Source organism: Shinella sp. AETb1-6 (genome assembly GCF_009826875.1).
Classification (GTDB): Bacteria; Pseudomonadota; Alphaproteobacteria; order Rhizobiales; family Rhizobiaceae; genus Shinella; species Shinella sumterensis.
In genome coordinates, this window is sequence record NZ_WUMM01000005.1 from 100,134 (window position 1) to 119,954 (window position 19,821).

Genomic DNA, 19,821 nt, shown 5'->3' on the forward strand with positions numbered 1-19,821 from the left:
TCCCCAAACGAACTGCATGGAAGAACAATGGCCGGATCGTCGCTCGACAAGATCGTGAACACCGATGATCTGGAGCAGGCGGCGCAGCGCTACCTGCCCCGGATGCTGTATGACTGGATTGCCGGCGGTGCGGGCGACGAGCGCGGGCTTTCCGACAACCGGGCCGCCTTCGACCGGTTCCGCTTCATGCCGCGTTACCTGCGCGACGTCGCCACCTGCTCGATTTCGAAGACCGTGCTGGGCCGCCGCTTCGCAGGGCCGTTGGGCATCGCGCCGATGGGCTATTCCGGACTGTTCCGCCCGCAGGCGGAGCTTTTCTTCGCCGAGACCGCGAAGCGTTTCGACGTTCCCTACATCATGTCCGGCGTCAGCGTGTCCTCGATGGAGGCGGCCGCGCCTGTCGCGGGGGAAAACCTCTGGTACCAGATCTACACGACTGCCGATGACGCCATCAATCGCGACATGATCCGCCGGGCGGAGGATTGCGGATGCGGCGCGCTTGTCATGACCGTCGACATCCCGGTCGCCGCCAAGCGGGAGCGCGACATCCGCAACAATATCGATATCCCGCCGAAGTTCACGCCGAAGGCGATCCTCGATGGCCTGCTCCATCCGGCCTGGACGCTGCGTTATCTGCTGGCGGGCGGCCTGCCCGTCATGGAGAACTGGGCGCCTTATCTTCCCAAGGGCGCTTCGGGGCTCGATGTGGCGAAATTCTCCCTCGAGCACGGCTATGCCTTGCAGACCTGGGACCATCTGCGGCAGTTCCGCCAGCTTTGGCCGCGCGCCCTCGTCATCAAGGGCATCCTGCATCCCGAGGACGCGCATATGGCGCGCGAAGCCGGCGCTGATGCCATCATCGTGTCGAATCACGGAGGACGGCAGTTCGACCGCGCGATCAACTCCATCGATTGCCTTCCGGCCATCCGCGAAGCGGTTGGCGCGGACTTCCCCGTCATGTTCGACGGCGGTGTGCGCCGCGGGTCCGACGTGCTCGCGCTCCTGTGCTGCGGCGTCGACTACGTCTTCGCCGGCCGGCCCTTCCTCTATGGCGCGGCCGGCTTCGGCCAGGGCGGCGTGGACCGGGCGATGGAAATCTTCACTGACGAGCTTTCCGGCCTGATGCGGCAGCTCGGCTGCCTCGACCTTGCGCATGACGATCTCACGACGTTCATGCACGATGCTATGGACCAGGCCAGACGCTACCCGCGGGGAGAATGAGATGAGAGCCCAACCGAAACCGCGGACGTGATCGATGCCAACCGCTGGCCTGGCGAAGCCGGCAAAGCGTGCGCTTTTTGGATAGACCTCCTGTCCGAAACAGGCGAAAAAACGCTCGCCACCATTGTCCGTCGCGCTTGGCGGTCCATTTCCCGGCCAGGTTCAAAGCTCATACGGAGGTTTCATGTTCGATAGTCCGCAAGCTGCCGGCGAGGCGCTGCTCACATGGTTCGACAAGCCGCGGATCGAGATTATAGTGGAGGCCCTGGTGCCGGCCATCGTGCTGCATCCCTCGGCCGGCCGGATCGTCATCGGCGGAAGCCAGCTTGGCGGCACGCCGCATGCAGCGGCCGATTTCGAATGGCCGCGGCCACAGAAGCCCGGTGATCCAGAGGAAATCGCAAAGCGCGGCAATGAGGATGCGGCACAGGAGATGCGGGACCATATGGCGAAGGATCTGCCCTATGCCTTCATGGCGCAGATCGATCTCGCCGAGGCCGCAAAGCTCGGTACGGTCGCGGCGCCTTTGCCCGCCGAGGGCCGCTTGCTGTTCTTCTACGACATTGCCGTTGGCCCGTGGGATACCGGCATGCGCGCGGCGAAGGTCATCTGGGATCGGACGCCGATCGATCGGCTCGCGGTGCTTCCCGTCCCGGACGATCTTGCTGCTGCCCAGGCAAAGGCGCTGGAAGAGGCGCGAGCGCTGCAGGCGGAATTCGGAACGCCGGGCGAAACACCGTCCGGGGAGCAGGGCACGAACTATGGCGCGCCGGCACGGGCTGTGTCGCTGGAGGCGACCTACCGGCTACCCGATCCCGCCGCGCTCGAATTCGACAGGCTTGGCGATCTTGCCCGTGCCGCCCGCGGGGAGCCGGCCGGCGAGGAGAGCGAGGATATGCTCGCCGCCTATGAGGAAGCGCTTCAGGCCAACCACGACCAGTATCCTGAGGAAGGCTGGCGTCGCCAGCAATTGCTCGGCAGCCCCATGCCCGAGCAGGACGATCCGCGCCTGGACGCCGTGGTGGTGAGCGAATTCGGCAAGCAGCATCTGTCGCGCGAGGAGTGGAGCAAGCACCGCGCGGCCATATTCGAGAAGGCGCGGGAGTGGACCCTTCTCCTGCAGATCGATCTCGCCGACTGGATGCAGGCACCGTTCGTAGAGGGAACGGTCTTCTTCGTGATCCGGCGTGACGACCTGGACAATCGCCGCTTCGACAAGGTTATCGCCGTCTATCAGCAGACATAGCGAGCGGCGCGCGCTCGCGCCGTCAGTTCTCGAACAGCACGAAGGCTGCCCACACGAGCGGGTCCTTCGCCGTCGGGATCTTTCCCGCGATGGCATCGTGGCGGGTGTTGCGCAGCGCCTCCGCATAGGTTTGCCCATCCTTCAGGTATCCATAGTAGCGGACCATGAAATCGGCGGTTCCATCGTCGGCAACGGGCCACAGCGTCAGGAGGGCGCGCTTGGCGCCGGCAAGGCTTGCCGCGGTGGGCAGTCCGCGCACACCGCCCACGAAGGCCTCGTCACCGAGCGCCGTCTCGCAAGCCGACAGCACGAGCAGATCGAGACCGGACAGGTCCCACGCCATCAGCTCGAATGCATAGAGCCGCCCGTCCTTCTCATCACGGCGCATGGTGCGGGTGTCGCCCGAATGCGCAAGGATGACCTCGCTCTGCCAGAGCGTATCGACGTTGCTGGTGCCGCCGTTCTTCGGGCTGCCATAAGCACCATGCGTCGCCAGGTGCGCGATCTTTGCTCCGGTCATCCGCTCGCGCAACGCCGTTTCGCTCGCCGCAGCCCCCGTGAGCGTTTCGACCTTCATGCCCGGACCGTCGAGGATACCGCGGATGGCCTCCACTTCGCGCAGCGTGCCGGGCAGAGGTGTCGCGCCCGCCTCGTCGCCCTTTTCATAGTCGATGCCGCCAGCCAGGACGGCGCGTCCGTCCTTCGGCATGCGGGCGTCCGCGACGGCTCGGTAAAGCGCCTCCGGTTCCGTAAGCAGCCGCAGGGTGAAGCGCTCCTCCAGCAACGTGCCGTCGGCCGCTTCCAGCAGGGAGAACGGCAGGGCGAACAGGCGCCCGTCCGGCACGATGAAGAGCGTCTTCGCACCCACCAGTTCCTTCTCGATCGGCCCGATAAGCCGCTCGTGCAGCCGCGCGAAGGCGCGCTGATGCGCTTCGACGAGCAAGCCCCTGTTTTCGTCGTTGCCACTGCGGCTTTCAAGTGCGGCGACGGCGTCGCTGTCGTTCCCCAGCACCGCGCGGGGATCCCCGAGCGCGCGCATGACGGGCGCTTTGCCGCTGCGCCAGACGATGGCATAGAGTTGCGTGTCCTCGATCGGGTCGGCGGCGTCGCGATCGGCGCGCCACTTGCGCGTCGTGAAATATTGGACGAAAGCCTGATCCTTGCCGACCAGCTCTGCCGGCGTCGGCAGCGACTGGTTCAGGATCGCCTGGCGGTCGACGTGGTAGCGTTTGACGAGGCGCTGGTTTAATTCGCGCTCCATCGCCTTGGTGTCCGTCAAATAGGCATAGGCGAGGTCCTGCTCGACATCGGCGGCGAAGATTTCGCGGGCAATGCGCGAAAGGCGCGAGATGCGGTCGAGCAAGCGGGCGGTTTCGGTATCCCATGTGTCGATCATGCGCGTGAGCTTCAGCACATTGTCGGCATCGGGCGTCGCCAGCGACGGCCAGCGCCGGGCGGCATCCGCAAAGGCCGGTACGGCAGACGGGTCGCGTTCGGCAAAACGGGCATAGTGGTAGAGCATATCGTCCGCCATGGCGCGCACCGTCTCGCCGACGTCGCGCCCGCCGGCAACCGAGACCTGCAGATGCACCCAGCGCAGCATGTCCTGGTCGATGCCCGCGAATTCCTGTGCCGCCGTCGCAGGGTCCGTCTCGGCCTTGGCCTTGGCGATGGCGATGCGCCCCGCAAAGGCCAGCGGATGGCCTGTGCTCATTTCGCCCGCGGCAATGCTGTAGGCCTGCTGCAGATGCTTGATCTGGCGCGCGTGGTCGCCCTTCCTGGCAAAATGATCCGCCAGCAGATAGGCGGCCTTGATGCTCAGGATGCCGGGATAGTTGGAATCGGTGACGAGTGCCTCCATGCGGCTGACAGCCGCGGCATCCATCGGCGCCGCGCCGGACAGGAGGTCCGTATAGGCGATCCAGGCCTCCATGCCGGCGATATTGCCGGCATCGCCGAGCGCCTTGGAAATATCGAGGCACAGCGAAAAATAGTGGCGTGCCGTGGCATAATCACCGAGATCGAGATAGTTCTGCGCGGTGTTGTTTGCGCTCACCAGGGTGTTGAAATGGTTCTGGCCGTAATGGCGGGTGCGGTTCTCCAGAACCTTGAGATCGTATTCGAGCGCGCGGGAGGGTGAACCCAGCCCGCGCAACATATCGGCCAGATTGTTGGCGATACGCCATGTGATGGTGTTGTCGCTGCCGAGCGATTTTTCGGCGATCTCATAATTTCGCTTTTCGAGGTCGATCGCGGTACCGTACTGGCCGACGCCCGACAATGCGCTTGCGAGCTTGTCGTTCGCGTGGATCAGTTGTTCGGATTCGGTGCCGTAGAAGCGGGCATAGAGATTGGTCGCCATCGAATAGAGCGGCACGAAATGCTGCTGGCTGTCCGGCACGGCGGTGCGGAATTCCGCATAGGCGAGATAGAAATCCGCCAGCTCCTTCACCTCGGCCTGGATGGCGGCGGTGCCCTCGGCCTCGCGGAAGAGCGCGGCGGCATCCTCATTGAGGCCGCTCGCATGGAAGCTGCGCGCGGCCTGCGTATAATGCTTCAGCGTTACGGCATGGAGTTTGGTTTTCGCCGAGGCCGCAAGGGCCGCGCGAAGATGCTTGCGGCCATCATCGAGGCGGCCGCTTTCGAGCAGGCTGTAGGCCGCGCGCACCCGCGCGTCGATATCCTGCTCGCTGTTTTCGCCATGCGCCTTGCGGATGCGCTTCTCGTAGAACGCGACCAGTTCATCCTGCCCGGCACGGTCCGAAAGCCGGCCCTTGGCGTCCATCAGCAGCTCGATCAGGAGGTTGGCGCGCGTCTCCTCGACGGGATCGAGCGTCGCAAGCAGTTCGCGCATGCGCGGATAGTATTCGCCATCCACCCGGGCGGCGTCCCCCATGCGCATGGCGTAGTCGGCCGCCGATACCATGTAGCTTGCCGAAAGCCATGCTTCGCCTTCGGCCTTGAAGCGCGCGCTCGCCTCTTCGGCAATGCGGCGTGCGCCTTCATGATCGCCTTGGGCGGAAAGCGCCTTCATCTCCGGGGCAATCTGGTCGGACCGCTTGATCGCTTCCTGCGTGGGCGCCTGCGCGAAGCCCTGCGCGGACGAAAGCATCAGGATCAGGGCGGTGGCGGCGATACGGAGGGATTTGGAAAAGAGCAGCATGAACCCACGATCTGGCATCGATATCGAACGGCTTGCGGCATGGCTTGAGTGCGCCTGCCATATCCAAGACGGTCAACATACAGGCTTTATTTCAAATTCAAGCCTGAACATGCTTGCTTTCGCTATCGTCAGCCCGCGCGCATGATCTTTTCTGCCCTGCGGTTGACCCGCCGACGGATGTGACGATATCCATCCGTTCGCCGTCACCAGCAAACGAGGATACAGGTATTGGCTTTGGCCCAGCTCCGCCCTTCGCGAAAAAACGATCCCGATGCAACCCGAGAGAACATCCTGGAGGTTGCAACGCGGGAATTCGTCGATGCCGGCTTTTCCGGCGCGCGGGTGGATGCCATCGCGGAGAAGACGCGCACCTCCAAGCGCATGCTCTATTACTATTTCGGCAGCAAGGAAGGGCTCTATCTCGCTGTGCTCGAACGGGCCTACATCAAGATCCGCTCGCGCGAGAACGGGCTGAACCTGAACCATCTCGCACCCGATCTGGCCATGCGCAGCCTCATTACCAACACCTTCGACCATGACGATGCCAATCCGGATTTCGTTCAGCTCGTCAGCATCGAGAACATCCATCGCGCCGAACATCTCAAGCGTTCCGATGTGCTGCGCGTGGCCAATTCGGGGGTTATCGGCCTGATTGCGGATATCCTGAAGCGCGGCGAGGAGGCGGGAACCTTCACCCGCAAAATCGACCCGGTCGACCTGCACCAGATGATCAGCGCCCAGTGTTTCTTCCGCGTTTCGAACCGCCATACGTTCGGCGCCATCTTCGGCCGCGACCTCATGGATGACGAGATCAAGGCGCGTCATCGGGAGATGGTCGCGGACATGATCCTTGCTTATCTGCAATCCTGACGAAGCGCAATTTTCCGCAGGTCGACGCAGGCGTGCAGGCCGGGAAGCGCGCCATTCCTCCATGTCGATTTTTCTCTGTCTCCGCATCGGGAAAGCCCGATCTGCCGATTGACTTCACTAACCAGTTCGTACATTTCATGGAGCCATGAGGTGGGGGCATGGCGGCATGCCCGGGAAATGGCATAGGGGTGGAGAGTGGTTTCACAAACGCAAACGGCGGTCCGGACGGTTCATGCGGGCCTGATCGGAAGCGGCATCCAACGGTCGCGCACCCCTGCCATGCATGTCGAGGAAGCGCGCTGCAACGGCATCGAATGCCGATACGATCTCATTGATCTCGATGTGCTGGGCGTGGGCGCGGATGCGCTGCCCGGGCTCATTCGCCAGGCGCAGGAGGATGGTTTCGCCGGGCTGAACATCACGCATCCCTGCAAGCAGGCCGCGACGCACGAGGTCGATGAACTCTCGGAGCATGCCGAGGCGCTCGGCGCGATCAACACGATCGTGTTCCGCGACGGTCGCCGCATCGGCCACAATACCGACTGGTGGGGCTTTGCGTCCGGATTTCGCCGGGGGTTGCCTCAGGCTCACGTCGGCAACGTCGTGCTGATCGGTGCGGGCGGCGCCGGTGTCGCCGTGGCCCATGCGCTCGCCACACTTGGTGCGCAGACGATCCGGGTTTTCGATATCGATCCGCAGCGCACCGCACGGCTGGTGGCGCAGCTTGCGCCGCATCATGCCGCCTGCCGGTTCGAAGCGGGCGAAGACATGGCGCAGGCCTTGCGGCAGGCCGATGGCCTTGCCCATGCGACGCCGACCGGCATGGTGGGCCATCCCGGCCTGCCGGTCGACCCCGATCTTCTCGAGCAACGGCACTGGGTCGCCGAAGTGGTGTATTTCCCGCTGGAGACCGCGCTGCTTCAGGCCGCCGCGCAGCGTGGATGCCGCGTCGTCAACGGCGGCGGCATGGCGGTCTACCAGGCCGTTGGCGCTTTCGAGCTGTTCACGGGCATTGCCCCCGATGTCGAGCGGATGATCCGGCATTTCGGGTCGCTTGGCGAGGGCGGGGGAATCTGAATTCACGGGTTGGGAAACCCGTGGAGACATGACTTTCCGTCGGTCGCGACGGGAAGGTGGATGAGGAAAGGCCGCGAGGCGGTCGCTACGGCTTATGCCGAGGGAGGGTACTATGAAATTGCGTGTATCGATGACGCTGGCGGCTTCCATGCTCGCCGGCCTGATGGCGACGGCGGCCTATGCCGAAAGCAAGGGCACCGTCGTGGTGTTCGTGCCGTCCAGCACGAACCCCTATATCGGCCAGTTCCAGCTCGGCGCCAAGGAAAAGGCCGCGGAACTCGGCTACGATATCAAGGTGATCGAGAACAACTTCAACCAGTCCGAACAGGACAGCCAGGTGCAGCAGCAGCTCGCCTCGGGCGAGACGGTCGCAGGCTATATCTGGTGGCCCTTCGAAAATGCCGCCGGCGTCGGCTCGCTGCGCGCGCTCTCGCAGTCCGGCGCGCCGGTCATCGTCTCCAACCAATACCCCATCAAGGGTACGGAAGCCTACTGGACGGCCTATGCCGGCGCCAACGACTTCCTGAGCGGCAAGACCGCGGCCGAGATCCTGCTGGACGCCTGTGCCAAGGCCGACGCGAAATGCGACAAGGGCGCGATCATCCGCTTCCCGGCCGGCGTGTCGGCTGGCGATGACCGCGCGACCGGTTTCGAGGACGCTGTGAAAGGCAAGCTCGACGTGATCGACGTCGTGCCAACGGCCGGCTTCCTGGAGGATGAGGGCTACAAGGTTGCCGCGCAGATCATCCCGGCCCACAAGGGCGAACTGACCTGGCTCTACACCCAGAACGACTCGCTTGCCGGTGCTGCCGCGCAGGCCGCACGCGAGAACGGCCTGACGCCGGGCAAGGACATCTTCATCGTCGGCGGAACCTGCCATGGCGATTCCAAACATGTGAAGAGCGGCGAGATCGCCGGCACGGCAATCCAGTCCGGTTACTGGGAAGGCTGGATGGCCATGCAGGCGCTCGGCAAGTTCGTCGTGCAGGGCAAGGTCGTGGATGGCGAAAGCTACCTGGAAGGCACGCCGGATGCGCCGCCCTCCGACGCCGATCCGCTTTACAAGTACAACTTCCTGCCCAACCCTGCCGTCGCCAACAGTCAGGCCGCCTATGATGCGGCGAAGCTCTGGGGCAAGACGGCAGACCAGCTCTGCAATTTCTGATGCAGACAGCGCCGCGTCGCGTGACGCGGCGCTTTCCGGGAGGAGAACGCAATGCTCAGGATGAGCGGGATTGTGAAGAGCTACGGCCCGACGCGGGTGCTCGAGGACGTGGACCTTGCCGTCGAGGCGGGCGAGGTCATGGCGCTGATGGGCGAGAACGGCGCGGGCAAGAGCACGCTCGTGAAGATACTCGCCGGCATCGAGCCTGCCGACAGCGGCACGATTTCCATCGATGGCGCGACGGTCTCGATCCGCTCGCCGGGCCATGCCCAGGCGGCCGGCATCGGCTATGTGGCGCAGGAGCTTTCCATCGTCGAGAGCCTTAGCGTTGCCGAGAACGTGTTCCTGGGTGACGAAACCCTCGGCTTCTTTCGCTCCGCCGCCTCGCTGGCGCGCCGGGCGAGGCCCTATCTGGAACGGGTTGGTCTCGACCATATCGATCCGCTGTCGCTGGCTGAAGAGCATTCGGTGGCCGAGCGCCAGCTCGTCGAAATCGCGCGCCTCCTGTCGCGCAAGGCGCGCATCGCCATTCTGGACGAGCCGACGGCAGCCCTCTCCGAGACGGAAATCGTGCGCGTCAAGGCGGCTGTCCGCACCCTGGCCGCCGAGGGTTGTGCCATCATCTATGTCACCCACCGCATGCCTGAGGTCTTCGACCTTACCCAGAAGGTCACGGTGCTGCGCAACGGAAAGAGCTTTCCCGCCGTCGAAACCGCGGGACTGTCCATCGGCGACCTCATCGAAGCCATGCTCGGCCGTCAGCTCGGCCAGATGTTTCCGCCACGCGCCGCTCATGCCGGAGAGGAAATCCTCCGCCTCGATGCATGCCGGGCAAGCGGCCTCAAGGCGCCCGTTTCGCTGTCGCTGCGCAAGGGTGAAATCCTCGCGCTTGCAGGACAGGTCGGAAGCGGTGCCGGCGCCGTTCTCAGAATGCTGGCCGGCGTCACGCCCATTCAGTCCGGTTCGGTGACGCTTGAGGGCGGCGCCTATGCGCCCTCCGGCATTGCGGGCAGTATCGCGCGCAAGGTGCTTTATTGCTCCGACGACCGAAAGCGTGATGGCATTTTCGCCGTGCGCTCCGTTCCGGAAAACCTCTCCGCACCCGCGCTTTCGGCCGTCAGCCGCTTCGGCCTCCTGTCGCCGGCGCTGGAAGGCGAGCACGTGACGCGGATCGCGCGGCAGTTCGGCCTTGGCGAGCGCTTTCTTGGCCGTCTCGCGGGCAATCTCAGTGGGGGCAACCAGCAGAAGGTCGCGCTCGGCAAATGGATCGGGCTCGACCCGAAGATCCTGCTCGTCGAGGAGCCGACGCGCGGCGTGGATGTGGGCGCGCGATCGGAGATCTACAGCCATCTGCGCAAGCTCGCGGATGAGGGCCTGTCGATCATCTTCGCCTCGTCCGACACGCAGGAGGTTCTTGGTCTCGCCGACCGGATCGCCTCGTTCTTCCACGGCGAACTGGTGCGCATCTGCGATGCGGACGACGTCACCGCCGAAAGCCTCACGCGCGACGTGACGCGCGCCAGCGAAGCTGCCTGACGGGCACAAGCATGAGAACCGCCATGACAAGCCAGGACGTGTCGCACCGCGCGAAAGTCACCCTTCCCAAGACGGCCTACGGGCTCATCGCCATCCTCGTTCTGCTCGTTGTCGCGAGCGTGACGACGCCGGGTTTCGCGCGGGTGGACAATATCTTCGTGGTCATCCGTGCGGCCTCCCTTACGGGCATCGTCGCGATCGGCATGAGCTACATCACGATATCAGGCAATCTGTTCGCCCTGTCGGCGAGTGCGCTCGGTGCGCTGCTTGCTGTGCTCTTCGCGCTTCTGACGGCCGCCCTTGGCTTTTCGGCTGGCCTTTTCCTGACACTGGGCATTGCCGTGCTTTGCGGGCTCGCGCAGAGCGTGGCGATTTCGCTGATCGGCAACCCGATCATCACGACGCTTGCCTTCGGAACCGTCTTTCGCGGACTGGCGGCGCTTTTCAGTGGCAACTCCATCCTGCGCATCGAAAGCGAAGCGGCGCTCTGGCTCGGCACCGCCCGGCCGCTCGGCATCCCCACGCAGAGCTGGGCCTTCATCATCGCCGCGATTTTGAGCTGGTTCATCATCCGTCACTTCAAGATCGGTCGTGAAATCGTGCTCTGCGGGGCAAACCCCAAGGCCGCGGTGGCAAGCGGTCTGCGCGTCGGCCTCGTCACCGCCATCGCCTGTGCCGCACTGTCGATCGGCGTGGCGGTCATGGCGATCATGACGGTATCCCAATTCTCGCAGGCCAAGGCGGATCTCTTCATGGGATACGACTTCGACTATATCGCCGCGGTGCTGGTGGGTGGCATCGCGCTTCGCGGCGGCAAGGGAACGCCGCTCCAGGCCGCGCTCGGCGCCGTGCTGATCGCGCTCCTGCAGAACTTCATGTTGCTGCATGGCTTGAGTGCCGGCGTTCGCATGACGATCGTCGGCCTGCTGGTGATCGCCTCCATCAGCCTTTTCCACATTCTTCAGGGACGGGGACGCTGAGATGACGTCGGAAACGAAAAGCAACCTCGCCCGCCTGGGGCTCATGATCGCGGTCTACCTCATCCTCGCGGCGCGCATTCCGAGCTATTACTCGCAACCCGGTATCGCGGCCCTTCTCGACAGTGCAGTCCTCGCCGGCATCATCGCCATCGGCGTGGGACTGACGATGATCGCAGGCGAGATGGATCTCTCCGTGGGTTCGATGGCGGCCTTTGCCGGCATCCTGTCGATCCAGCTTTTTCCTTACGGCATGGTGCCGGCGCTTGTGATCGTGGTCCTGTTCTGCGGCCTGCTCGGCGCGCTTCAGGGGTATTGCATCTACAAGCTCAACATCAGCTCGATGGTCTTCACGATCGGCACGCTGATCGCTTTGCGCGGCCTCACCCTCGTCGTCTCGAACGAGAAGACCGTTCTCATCCCATTCGAAAACATTGCCGAGACGGATTTCCTGTCGGCGAAGTTCTTCGTCTTTTCCATCCCCTCGGCGACACTTCTGGTCCTGGTGCTGCTGGTCGACTTTTTCAGCCGGCGCACGCTGTGGGGGCGCGAGATTTTCGCAATCGGCGGCGGCAGGGGCGAGGCCCGCGCGGCCGGCGTCTCGATCCGTCGCCCCATCGTCGTGGCCTTCTCCATTTCCGCCGCACTTGCCGGCCTTGCGGGTTCGCTGCTTTCCTTCCGTACCGGCAGCGCCAGCCCGCTTGGTTTCGAAGCTGTCCTGCTTGAAGCGGTCACCGCCTGCCTTATCGGCGGCATCGCGCTTGCCGGTGGGCGCGGCAGCATTCTGGGCGTGCTGATCGGCCTTTTCACGATCCGCTTTCTCGTGAGCGGCATCGCCGCGCTCGGCGCACCCTTCTGGATGCAGAGCCTTGCTACGGGCGCGCTGCTCATCTTCGTGATCATTGCCGAAGCTGCTATCGGTTACGTGACCCGGCGCAGGCGCATGGCACGCGCCCTAACAGCATGAGGCCGAGACGATGACGGACAAGATCAATCCTGCCCTCGGAACCGAATGGTTTCCCTCGCGCTGGGGCCCCGAAGACGAACGCGGTGCCGGCAACCTGCTGGGACCGCACAAGGTGCTGCAGGCACGCGACCTGATCCGCACCGGCGAGACCATCTCCCTCGGCTTTCCCTACCGCGTCGGCATGCCGCTTTCACCCGGCCGCACGTTCGGGCTTAAAATGCCGGGCGGCCCGACCGGGGGGCCGGAAGGTGCGATCAGCCGCACCGTGTGGAACGATGATTTCATCTGCACGGAAATCGGCCAGATCGGCACCCACATGGATGCCCTCGGCCATCTCGGCCATCAGGTGACCTATCCGTGCGGCCACTGCGACACTCTGGTCTATAACGGCAACAAGCTCTCGGAGATCTGGTCGCCTTACGGCCTGAAGAAGCTCGGCATCGAGAAGGCGCCGATTTTCTTCACCCGCGCAGTGCTCCTCGATGTGCAGGGGCTTTTCGGACGACCGCTTGAAAACGGCTTCGTGATTACACCGGACCATCTGCGCCAATGTCTCGTCCGGCAGGATATGAACCCGGACGACTGGCTGTCGCCTGGCGATGTGGTGCTGATCCGCACCGGTCATGGCTCGCGCTTCTTCTCCGAGGCTGAAACATGGTACGATGGCGAACCTGGTCTCGGGCTCGAGGCCGCGGAATACCTGTCTGCGCTTCAGCCGGTTATCGTCGGCGCGGACAATTTTGCGATCGACGTGGTGCCACCCGTCGACCCTGATATCGTGCTTCCGTGCCACCAGCATCTCATCATGCGGCACGGGATCTACCTGCACGAGGGCATGAACCTCGACCCGATCGCCGAGACCGGGCGCTATGAGTTCGTCTACGGGTTCGCGCCACTGGCCATCGAGGGCGCAACCGGCTCTCCCGGAACGCCCTTCGCGATCCTGTAGCGCGTCCGCCTAACCCGCACGTCGTTCAAGGCTGACGCCGTCCGCCCCGAAGAGGGACGCGCGGCCGGCATCGATGGCGATGCCGACGGTCTCGCCGATGCGCACGGGCGTGTCCGCGGGTGCGTTGATATTGACCAGTCCGAGCCGGTCGTTGCGCACGAAGACGCTGGTGCTTGCGCCGAGATACTCGGCAACCTCGATCGTACCGCGGCAGTGACCGGCTTCGGGTGAAACGAGCCGGAGATGTTCCGGGCGTGCGCCAAGGCGGGTCGGCGCGCCGGAAAAAGCAAGGTCGATCCGGCCTTGGCCGGCAAGGTCGAGCGTGCCGTCGCCAGCGGGCATGCAGTCGAGCACGTTCATCTTGGGACTGCCGATGAACTGCGCGACGAACAGATTGGCCGGCCGCTCGTAAAGTTCGTGCGGGCTGCCGTGCTGCATGATGCGTCCGTCCTTCAGCACGACGATTCGGTCGGCGAGCGTCATTGCTTCCACCTGGTCGTGGGTGACATAGATCATGGTCGCGCCCAACGTCCGGTGGAGCCTTGCGATCTCCAGCCGCATATCGACGCGCAGGGCGGCGTCGAGGTTGGAGAGCGGTTCGTCGAAGAGAAAGGCGGTCGGCTGGCGCACGATGGCACGACCGATCGCCACGCGCTGGCGCTGGCCGCCGGAAAGCTGCCTGGGATAGCGGTCGAGCAGGGGCGTGAGCTTCAGTGCTTCGGCCGCCTCGTCCACCTTGGACCGGATGGCGGCGGCGGGCAGCTTGGCGAGCTTGAGGCCGAAGCCCATGTTCTGGCGCACCGTCATGTGCGGATAGAGCGCGTAGGACTGGAACACCATGGCCAGTTCGCGCTCCACCGGCGGCGCCTTCGTCACGTCGCGGCCGTCGATCACGATCCTGCCGGAGGTCGTTTCCTCGATCCCCGCGATCATGCGCAGCAGCGTGGACTTGCCGCAGCCCGACGGGCCGACGATGACGACGAATTCCCCGTCGGCGATGGCAAGGTCGAGATCACGAATGATCTCCACGCCGCCATAACGTTTTCCGGCCTTTTCCAGCAGAATCGTACCCATTTGAACCTCCGGGGAAACCTGTTTCAGCCCTTGACGGCGCCCGCCGTCATCGAACCGCTGATCTGGCGATACATGAGAAGGCCGAGCAGCATGGGCGGCAGGGCGCCCACGATCATCACGGCCGAGGCGACGCCCCACTGCACGCCGCCGCCGCTGGCGGCGAAGAAGAACGAGGCGCCGACGGTGATGGGCACGGCCTTGGACGTCGTCAGCATCAGGCCGAAGAGAAACTCGTTCCAGGCGGTGATGAAGCCGAAGATCAGGCCTGTGACGATGGCCGGACGGCAGAGCGGGGCGATAACCCGCAAGAGGATCTGCGTGCGCGTTGCCCCGTCCATCAAGGCAGCCTCGTCGAGTTCGCCCGGCAGATCCCTGATCGCGTTCACGAGGATCACGAGGGCGAGCGGCAGGTTCACGATGGTGAGGATGAGGCCGAGGCCGAGCCGCGTATCGAGCAGCGAGAGCCATTGGAACATCATGTAGAGCGGAATGGCGAAGATCACGAGCGGCACGGCGCGCAAGTTGACGATGAGCGGTAGCAACGTGCGTTCACCGACCTTGCCACGCGCGATGGCATAGGCTGCGGGAAGTGCGAGCCCCACGGCCAGCAGCGTGCCGAGAGCGGCGACGGCAAGGCTGTTGACGAGATAGAGGAAGATGTTCAGCCGATCCGAGACGGTGAAGACCGCTGCATAATTCTCGAGCGTCGGCGCCTGGACCCAAAGACCCGGATTGGCGGTCAGCTCGCGTGGGCTCTTGAAGGAGGTGACGAGGGTCACGATGATCGGGAAGTTCATCGCGACGGCGGCGATGGCAAAGACGATCCAGCGCAGGATATTGATCATCGGGCGGCTCCCTTGCGGCGGGCGGCGATGGCGTTGAGGCCGTAAAGCACGACAAAGGAGGCGATGAACAGGACGACGGAGGCGGCGACCGCCTTGCCGATGGCGCCCTGCTTGAAGAAGGCCTCGTAGATGTAGATCGACAGCGAGGCGGTGGACCCGCCGGGGCCGCTCCCGGTCAGCACATAGACATTGTCGAAGACACGGAAGCCGTCGATGAAGCGGATGAGCAGGGCCACCACGATGGTCGGCATCATCAGCGGCAGCTCGATGTACCAGAGCCGGTGACGGTAGCGCGCACCATCCATCGCGGAAGCTTCGACGATCTCGCGGGGGATCGCCTGATAAGCCATGTAGAACAGCAGGAATGCGAAGGGTGTCCACTGCAGCGTCTCGACGGTCACCAGCGTCCAGAAGGCCGAGCCGGGGCCCAGGAAGGAGAGGCTCGCCCCGAACCACGCCCAAAGGTAATAGGGCACCGGTCCGGCGAATTCGTGCAGCACCAGCCGGTACATGAGGCCGACAAGCGCGGGCGCCACCATCAGCGGCAGCATGAGGATCGCCATCAGCCAGCTGCGTCGTTCGATGAGCGGCGCGAGGAAGATGGCAAGGAACAGGCCGAGTGCACATTCCAGTATCGCGGTGAGCAGGCCGAAGCGGAAGGAAAACCAGCTCGCCCGCCAGAAGGCGTCATCACGCCACACGTCGGCGAAGTTGCCGAAACCGGTGATCTCAGGGCTGCGCAACGTCTCGAAGCTGACCGAGGAGACCGAATAGACAAGGTTGACGATGGCCGGAAAGCCCAGGAAGACGAGCAGGAACACGACCAGCGGCATCGTCAGCAGGCGGAATTCGGATACGGGGCTGCGATGCGTCTTCGTTGTCATCGATCGATCCTGGCTCGGTCTTTCCGGAACGCGGCGAGGGCGTCATCGCCATCGCCGCGAGGGAGCCGGCGGCCACCAGGGGCGGTCGCCGGCAATGGCCTCACTTGAGCAGTTCGGCCATGCCTTTTTCGGTGTTCTTCAGGGCGTCATCCAGCGACTGCTGACCCGACCAGTAGCCGGTGAACTCCTTGGCCTGGAGCTCATAGACCGAGAGCGCCTTGGCCGAGGTGCCGCCATTCATGACATAGCCGTACTTGCCGGCGAACTCGCCGAGCTTGACGAGGTCCGGCCGTTCGGCAGCGACGTCCTTGACGACATCGGGCGTCAGCGCCGGTGCGCCGCTGTTCCTGGCATAGACGAGCGCTGCTTCCTTCGAGGACAGCCAAGTGATGAAGGCCTTCGCGCCTTCCTTGTTGGCGGCGTTCTTGTTGAGGCCGAAACCGAGGCCATGGATATGGGTGAAGCGGCCTTCGGGGCCGGCGGGCGGTGCGATCGCCTCCGTGACCTCGCCGACAACAGGCGATTTCTCCTTCGACATCAGCTCGGAGGCGGCCGCATTCCACTGCACCATGGCCGCGACCTGGCCGGAGGCATAGGCCGCGTTCGCTTCGGCGAATTCGTAGGAGAGCGAGTCGCGCGGCGTAGCACCTGCATCATAGAGCATCTTGTAGGTTTCGAGGCCCTCGCGGTAGGCCTCCGAATCCACCGTGATCTTGCCCGCGTCGTCCATCCAGTTGCCGCCATAGGCGCGCGGCAGGGACTGGAACACCATCATGTTGAAGAGCAGGTTCTTGAGCTGGAGCACGGTGCCGTAGCGCGTCGGGCTGTCGGGGTTCACGGCCTGCGTGAAATAGAGCGCGGTCGCGGCATAATCATCCCACGTCCATTCGTCGGGGTTTTTGGGCTCAAGCTTCTTGCCGAGGTGCTTTTCTGCGATCTCCGCGTATTTCGCCTTGGCGGCGTCGTCCTTCAGCAGCGCGTCGATCAGATCCTTGCGGTAATACATGAAATGCAGCGAGAGATCGGTCGGCACGCCGAACTGCTTGCCCTCGTACTGCATGGTGGTGAGAACCTGGTCGCCATAGACGTCCTTGGCCTCACCGGACAATTCGACCGGCTCCATGAACGGCGCGTAGCGGCCGATGGAGTAGGTGGCGAGCAGGTTCACGTCGAACGCGGTGGAGCCGGCGGCAAGGTCGGCCTGCAGCTTGTCCCAGAAGCCGTCGCGGTTGAAGAACAAGAGCTCGACCTTGTTGTCGTCGCTCACGTCGGGCTTGGCATTGTAGGTATCGGCGGCCGCGCGCAGTGCGGCTTCTTCCGGGCCGCCCGGCCAGCCGAGCACGGTCACTTTCGCAAAGGCGGGGCCGGCCAGCAGGGTGGCGATCGCAGCGGCGATCAGGCCGCCCTTCTTCAGTCTGGCAAAGGTCATATTCTGGTTCTCCCTCAGGTTAATTCTGACGTCTTGCGAGATCCGCGATGCCCACGACGCCTGCCTTTTCGGCGAGTGCGGCGGGGTGAAGCTGCGGGGTGAGCCGTGGCGGCAGGCCTCCCAGGGCCCGACGGACGGATTCGAGATAGCCGGGTGCAAGGCCGATGCCGCCGCCGATGACGATGCGGGCGGGGTCGAGCGCGAGCTGGATATTGCCGCACAGAAGCGCGGTCTGGCGCGCTGAGGTCTCGATGATGGCTTGCGCCCAGCCATGACCGGCTGCAGCAGCCTCGAAGACATCGCGCGCGGTCGCGCCCGGCCGGTGCGGCGCGGCTTCGGCGGCAATCCAGTGGCCGGAAATCTTGTCCTCCAGCGCGCGGCCTTCCTCGCCGACGCTGCGGAACTGGCCGAAATGACCTGCAAGCCCGCCGAGGAGGCGGCCGTTGACGACGATGCCGCCGCCGACCCCGGTGGAGATGGTGAGGAAGACGAGGTCGTGACCCTGCCCCGCACCGAAGGCATATTCACCCCAGGCGGCGGCCTGTGCATCATTTGCGGCCAGCACGCTTCGGGCACCGGAAAGCCGTGCGACGGTCTCGATGAGCGGAAAGCGGTCGGGAATGTCGAGGGTCCGTCGGTTGAGCGGTGACCAGCACCCCTCGTCGATGATGCCGGTGACGGCCACGCCCACGGTATCGTAACGCTCCTGCCAGCTGCCGATTGCTTCAAAGAGCGCCGAAAGCCAGGCCTCCGGGTCGCCGTTGTGCGGGGTGGCCATGGTGTGGGTTTCGCTCACGATATTCCCGCGCACCAGTGCCGCGAGCATCTTGGTGCCGCCGATATCGAGCGCAAGGATCGTGTCGGAGCGGGCCACCGGGATCAGGCCTCCTGTCCGGCGAGCGTGTCATCGAGCGCCGAGCGGAACCAGGCGGTGACAAATTCCGGCCGGGTGATGGCCGAGCCGACGACGACCATGGAGGCGCCGGCGAGCAAGGCCTGCTGGGCCTGCGCGGGCGTGCGGATGTTGCCTTCCGCAACGACATGCGGCGTCAGGCGGCGCATGGCCGCAACGAGGGTGAGATCGGGTTCGGTCGGTTCGACCGGGCCGGTATAGCCGGCAAGCGTGGACCCAACGATGTCGGCGCCCTCCGAGAGCGCCTGCTCGGCATCCGCCAGGATCGAGCAGTCTGCCATGGCGACCCGGCCGTGAGCCTGAATGCGTTCAATGAGCGTACGGGTCGGGACCGGGCGCTGGCGCTGTGTCGCATCGTAGGCGATGATGTCGGCGCCGGCATTGGCCAAAGCGTCGACGTCCTCGATCCATGGGGTAATGCGGACGGGGCTGTCACTGAGGTCACGCTTCACAAGGCCGATGATCGGCCGGTTCGTGGCGGCGCGTACGGCGGCTACATATTCTGCCGATTCGATGCGCAAGGCCGCAGCGCCCCCATCGAGGGCGGCCAGTGCGAAGCCGACGACCATCTCGGCCCTGTCCATGGCGCCACCCTTCACGGGCTGGCAGGATACGATCAGACCCTTGTCGAGGGATTTGAAATCAAGCGGCACGAAACTGTCTCCTGTCATCGCTGGAATGGTAGCAAAGCAAGACCAGATGGCAACAGGAATTATACTGGTATTATCGCATCAGTTCGATCACGAAATCGTAGACGTCGCCGCGATACTTGGTCTGCGTGAATTCCACGATCTGGCCGTCCGCCAGGAAGCAGCGGCGCTCCATGATGAGGAGGGAGGCGTCGTCAGGCGCCGCGAGCAGTCGTCGCTCCTCGTCGGTGCCGGGCTTTGCCTGCATGCGTTGCAATGCGCGCACGGGCAGGGCGCCAGCGGCCTCCAGATATTCGTAGAGCGAGTTGCCAATGGCCTGCGGCTCGGGCACGAAGCGCGCGGGCAGGGTCGCCATCTCGATGGCGATCGGCTGTCCGTCGGCTGTCCGCAGGCGGCGCAGCCGCACCACCTTCTCGCTTCCGGAAATGCCCAACGCCATCATTTCAGCCGGCGAAGGCCTTGAAATTTCGCGTGAAATCCATGTGCATCCCGGCTCCAGACCGCGTGAGCGCATATCCTCGGAAAAGCTGGTCATTGTCGCGAGCGATTTTTCCAGCCGGGAAGACACGACGGTTTTCGCGCCATGGCGCCGGTCGAGCACGCCGTCCGATACGAGCCCTTCGATGGCCTTCCGCACGGTGACGCGCGAGAGGCCCAGTTCCTGGCTCAGCACGCGCTCGCTCGGAATGACCCCGCCGCGCTTGATCTGTGCGGATGCAATCGCCTGCTTGAGGGCGGTTTCCAGCTGCCGATAGAGCGGTTCACGGCTGGCAGCCGCAAGCTCGTGCGCGAGGAAGTCCAGGATCGGCCGGTCGGTCATGAAAAGCGCGCCTTCAAGGCGATTCCTCACCAGAA

Annotated in this window: 15 protein-coding genes and 1 pseudogene; 9 read left to right on the plus strand and 7 right to left on the minus strand. The window is 64.3% G+C overall.

Annotated elements, in window-relative coordinates; genetic code table 11:
* Nucleotides 1-27: 27 nt before the first annotated feature.
* The gene (locus GR158_RS10405; protein WP_160871036.1) at nucleotides 28-1,221 is read left to right on the plus strand and encodes an alpha-hydroxy acid oxidase; all 1,194 of its coding nucleotides are present in this window, start codon (nucleotides 28-30) and stop codon (nucleotides 1,219-1,221) included.
* A 184-nt stretch (nucleotides 1,222-1,405) separates the two neighbouring features.
* Nucleotides 1,406-2,467: a DUF1963 domain-containing protein gene (locus tag GR158_RS10410; protein ID WP_160871037.1), complete on the plus strand. Its 1,062-nt coding sequence runs from the start codon at nucleotides 1,406-1,408 to the stop codon at nucleotides 2,465-2,467.
* Nucleotides 2,468-2,489: 22 nt separating this feature from the next.
* Here GR158_RS10410 and GR158_RS10415 read toward each other — a convergent pair whose 3' ends face one another.
* Nucleotides 2,490-5,630, minus strand: coding sequence for a CHAT domain-containing tetratricopeptide repeat protein (locus GR158_RS10415; protein WP_160871038.1), 3,141 nt, complete (start codon nucleotides 5,628-5,630; stop codon nucleotides 2,490-2,492).
* A 228-nt stretch (nucleotides 5,631-5,858) separates the two neighbouring features.
* Here GR158_RS10415 and GR158_RS10420 point away from each other — a divergent pair, with 228 nt between their 5' ends.
* From GR158_RS10420 to GR158_RS10450, 7 genes are all read left to right on the plus strand, one after another.
* Nucleotides 5,859-6,500, plus strand: coding sequence for a TetR/AcrR family transcriptional regulator (locus GR158_RS10420; protein WP_370340751.1), 642 nt, complete (start codon nucleotides 5,859-5,861; stop codon nucleotides 6,498-6,500).
* A 195-nt stretch (nucleotides 6,501-6,695) separates the two neighbouring features.
* Complete coding sequence (locus GR158_RS10425; RefSeq protein WP_160871039.1) at nucleotides 6,696-7,577, plus strand: shikimate dehydrogenase; 882 nt, start codon at nucleotides 6,696-6,698, stop codon at nucleotides 7,575-7,577.
* A gap of 112 nt (nucleotides 7,578-7,689) precedes the next feature.
* Nucleotides 7,690-8,742 carry a sugar ABC transporter substrate-binding protein gene (locus GR158_RS10430; RefSeq protein WP_160871040.1) on the plus strand — a complete coding sequence of 351 codons (1,053 nt, stop codon included), beginning with the start codon at nucleotides 7,690-7,692 and terminating at the stop codon, nucleotides 8,740-8,742.
* Between the two features lie 51 nt (nucleotides 8,743-8,793).
* On the plus strand, nucleotides 8,794-10,278 hold the full coding sequence (locus tag GR158_RS10435; protein ID WP_160871041.1) for a sugar ABC transporter ATP-binding protein: 1,485 nt from the start codon (nucleotides 8,794-8,796) through the stop codon (nucleotides 10,276-10,278).
* A 23-nt stretch (nucleotides 10,279-10,301) separates the two neighbouring features.
* Complete coding sequence (locus GR158_RS10440) at nucleotides 10,302-11,258, plus strand: ABC transporter permease (protein WP_160871042.1); 957 nt, start codon at nucleotides 10,302-10,304, stop codon at nucleotides 11,256-11,258.
* Between the two features lies 1 nt (nucleotide 11,259).
* Nucleotides 11,260-12,222, plus strand: coding sequence for an ABC transporter permease (locus tag GR158_RS10445; protein WP_160871043.1), 963 nt, complete (start codon nucleotides 11,260-11,262; stop codon nucleotides 12,220-12,222).
* 10 nt (nucleotides 12,223-12,232) lie between these two features.
* The gene (locus tag GR158_RS10450; protein WP_160871044.1) at nucleotides 12,233-13,171 is read left to right on the plus strand and encodes a cyclase family protein; all 939 of its coding nucleotides are present in this window, start codon (nucleotides 12,233-12,235) and stop codon (nucleotides 13,169-13,171) included.
* Nucleotides 13,172-13,180: 9 nt separating this feature from the next.
* Here GR158_RS10450 and GR158_RS10455 read toward each other — a convergent pair whose 3' ends face one another.
* The 6 genes and pseudogenes from GR158_RS10455 to GR158_RS10485 form a co-directional block, all read right to left on the minus strand.
* Nucleotides 13,181-14,245, minus strand: a complete 1,065-nt coding sequence (locus tag GR158_RS10455; RefSeq protein WP_160871045.1) for an ABC transporter ATP-binding protein — start codon at nucleotides 14,243-14,245, stop codon at nucleotides 13,181-13,183.
* Nucleotides 14,246-14,268: 23 nt separating this feature from the next.
* The gene (locus GR158_RS10460) at nucleotides 14,269-15,090 is read right to left on the minus strand and encodes a carbohydrate ABC transporter permease (protein ID WP_134650155.1); all 822 of its coding nucleotides are present in this window, start codon (nucleotides 15,088-15,090) and stop codon (nucleotides 14,269-14,271) included.
* On the minus strand, nucleotides 15,087-15,974 hold the full coding sequence (locus GR158_RS10465) for a carbohydrate ABC transporter permease (protein WP_160871046.1): 888 nt from the start codon (nucleotides 15,972-15,974) through the stop codon (nucleotides 15,087-15,089). Before GR158_RS10465 ends, GR158_RS10460 begins: the two co-directional genes overlap by 4 nt.
* 100 nt (nucleotides 15,975-16,074) lie before the next feature.
* Complete coding sequence (locus tag GR158_RS10470) at nucleotides 16,075-17,403, minus strand: extracellular solute-binding protein (RefSeq protein ID WP_160871047.1); 1,329 nt, start codon at nucleotides 17,401-17,403, stop codon at nucleotides 16,075-16,077.
* 19 nt (nucleotides 17,404-17,422) lie between these two features.
* Nucleotides 17,423-18,987, minus strand: a pseudogene (locus GR158_RS25605) (putative N-acetylmannosamine-6-phosphate 2-epimerase).
* 52 nt (nucleotides 18,988-19,039) lie between these two features.
* On the minus strand, nucleotides 19,040-19,816 hold the full coding sequence (locus tag GR158_RS10485; protein WP_371731636.1) for a GntR family transcriptional regulator: 777 nt from the start codon (nucleotides 19,814-19,816) through the stop codon (nucleotides 19,040-19,042).
* Nucleotides 19,817-19,821 lie beyond the last annotated feature (5 nt).